Source organism: Staphylococcus ureilyticus (assembly GCF_002902235.1).
Classification (GTDB): Bacteria; Bacillota; Bacilli; order Staphylococcales; family Staphylococcaceae; genus Staphylococcus; species Staphylococcus ureilyticus.
On record NZ_PPRL01000162.1, the window covers coordinates 1 to 2436 of the forward strand.

Genomic DNA, 2436 nt, shown 5'->3' on the forward strand with positions numbered 1-2436 from the left:
TGTAATATAACATAGATATAAATAAAATAATAATGTATAATTAGCAGAGTTTAGTTTATTTCGAAAATAACTTTTATTGAATTTAGGGAATTTTTAAAAGTAAAAAGATTAGGGAACGAAAGGTGAGAAAATGAATATTAATATATTGGGATACAATATCTTTGCCAAAGGAGGCACATCAAGAAGTAACATAAATTTAATAAAATCATTTTTGAAGAATGGTAATAATGTTAATTACTTTAATATATTAGATTTTGAAAGTGACGATATAACGCGCTTAATTATACATGAAGGTATAAATAATAATAATGTTCAGTTTTATAAATTTGATGATTTTATTAAAATCGTAGCAGGAGATTTACTAATTATCACAAGAGAAGAACTATTTATTTATGCTAAATAGGTTAAACAAAAAAACAAAAAGATTAAAATAATTGGTGAAATTCATGGCCCATTAGAATATATAGATGACTCACTGGATTTAGGTTTAGAATACATTGATAGTATAAGAGTAAGTACAGATACTATAAAAGAAAAATTTATAAAGAAATACAAATATAACTCAGTGTTTTCCCAGTATGTAAATGCTGAACATATTGATCTCAAGAGAAAGCCTATAAATACGAAAAGAAATCTTTTAATAAAAGCAAGGTTCGAAGATAATATTAAAGATATTTCCTACGTAATAAAATTAATAAACTATATAGTAAAAAACACAGATAGAAATGATATTCAACTATATATTATAGGTTATGGTCCATCAGAATTATTGTATAAAAATTTAGTGAAATATTATAATTTACAAAATAATGTTCATATTAATGAAAAAGAACCGCTTAATTATATATATATTTCATCTTCACCATATGAAACGTTAGGTTATTCAATATTAGAAACATTAGCTAGAGGGAATAGAGCACTTATTTATCCTGGTGACGATAATGTTTTAGAAGAGGTCTATTCACAGTATAATGGTATTAAATTCCTAGAAAAAAATATTAGAAAAGATAGTGTATTAATCACTTCTATATTAGATAGTAAATATACAAAAGCAGATCGTGAAGAAGATGTTCAGAAATTAAAAGCCACATTTTTAAATTCAAATTATAGTAGTGAATATGTTAATAATTTAAAAAATATAATTAACAATAATAACATGTCAAAAGAATTTTTCTTTAAAAATAAATATGGAAAAAAATTTGTACTTAAATCAAGGGAAAAGAATGAATTAAAAAACTTGAATAAGAAAAAAGAACAATTTAAAAAAATGAAATCTTTACCGATTTTAAATAAAATTTTTTCCAATAAGGTTTTAAATAATAAGTTAAAAGAGCATTATAAACAAAAAGAAACAAACTTGTATAAGCAAAAGCTAAATGAAATCATTCCACAAGCAAATAAAGTATTCATTGAATCATTCCATGGGAATAATTTCAGTGGTGATCCAAAATATATAGCATTAGGCATTAAAAATTTCTTTAAAGATAAAGAAGTTTTTGTAAGTTCAATTAATTCACTTGTAGATATAGAAATTAGAAACCATGGGTTTAAACCTGTTAGATTTGGAAGTAAAGATTATATTGAAAAATTTAGAATGTCTAAATATATATTTATAAATGGTAATTCTTGGGATAAAGTATATAAGCATAAAGACCAAGTGTTTATTCAAACATGGCATGGTTTTCCGCTTAAAAAAATGGTTGGTGATTTAGGCAATAAAAAAGAAAGAAATCATCAATTATCACAGTTTAAACCAAGAATGTATAAATGGGATTATCTAATTACATCTTCAAATGTAAATAGTATGCTGTTAAGTTCTGCATTTCAACTACACGATAATAACGAATTAAAAGTATTGGAATATGGGGCGCCTAAAAATGAATATTTGCTAAAATTTCAAACAGATGAAGAATGGAGAAGATTACAAAGAAAATACCTATTCAAAGAAGATACGAGAAAGAAATATATATTATATTGTCCTACTTGGCGTAATCAAAAACGTAGCCAAGTGACTAGTATTGACTTAAAGCAATTATTGGGTTATTTACCAAATGAATATGAGATTATAGTTAAGTTGCATCCAAATGAAAGCTCATTAAGACCCCAATATAATAATTTAGATAAGAGAATACATTGCTTCTATAATGAATTTGTAGATATACAAGAATTATATATTCTTTCGGACATTATGATTACTGACTATTCATCAACTATTTTTGATTTTGCACATTTAAATAAACCGATACTTTTATTGCAAGAAGATACAGAAGATTACAAAAATAGTATTGGTTTTTATTTCAATATATTTGAATTAGGTGATTTTCCAATTGCATCTTTAAATGAGTATAAATTAGCTTTACAAATAAAACATATTAAAAATATTGATTACACTAAATTAATTAATAGATTAATGTCTTTAGATAGTGATGGTAGTAC

General features: G+C 24.0%; 1 protein-coding gene and 1 pseudogene. Both read left to right on the forward strand.

Annotated features, from left to right (window positions below):
• Positions 1 to 130: 130 nt before the first annotated feature.
• Positions 131 to 403 (forward strand): hypothetical protein, encoded by a 273-nt coding sequence (locus CD150_RS13835; RefSeq protein ID WP_240621241.1) that lies wholly within the window; start codon positions 131 to 133, stop codon positions 401 to 403.
• 72 nt (positions 404 to 475) lie between these two features.
• Positions 476 to 2436 (forward strand): annotated as a pseudogene (locus CD150_RS12885) (CDP-glycerol glycerophosphotransferase family protein); the annotation flags it as partial.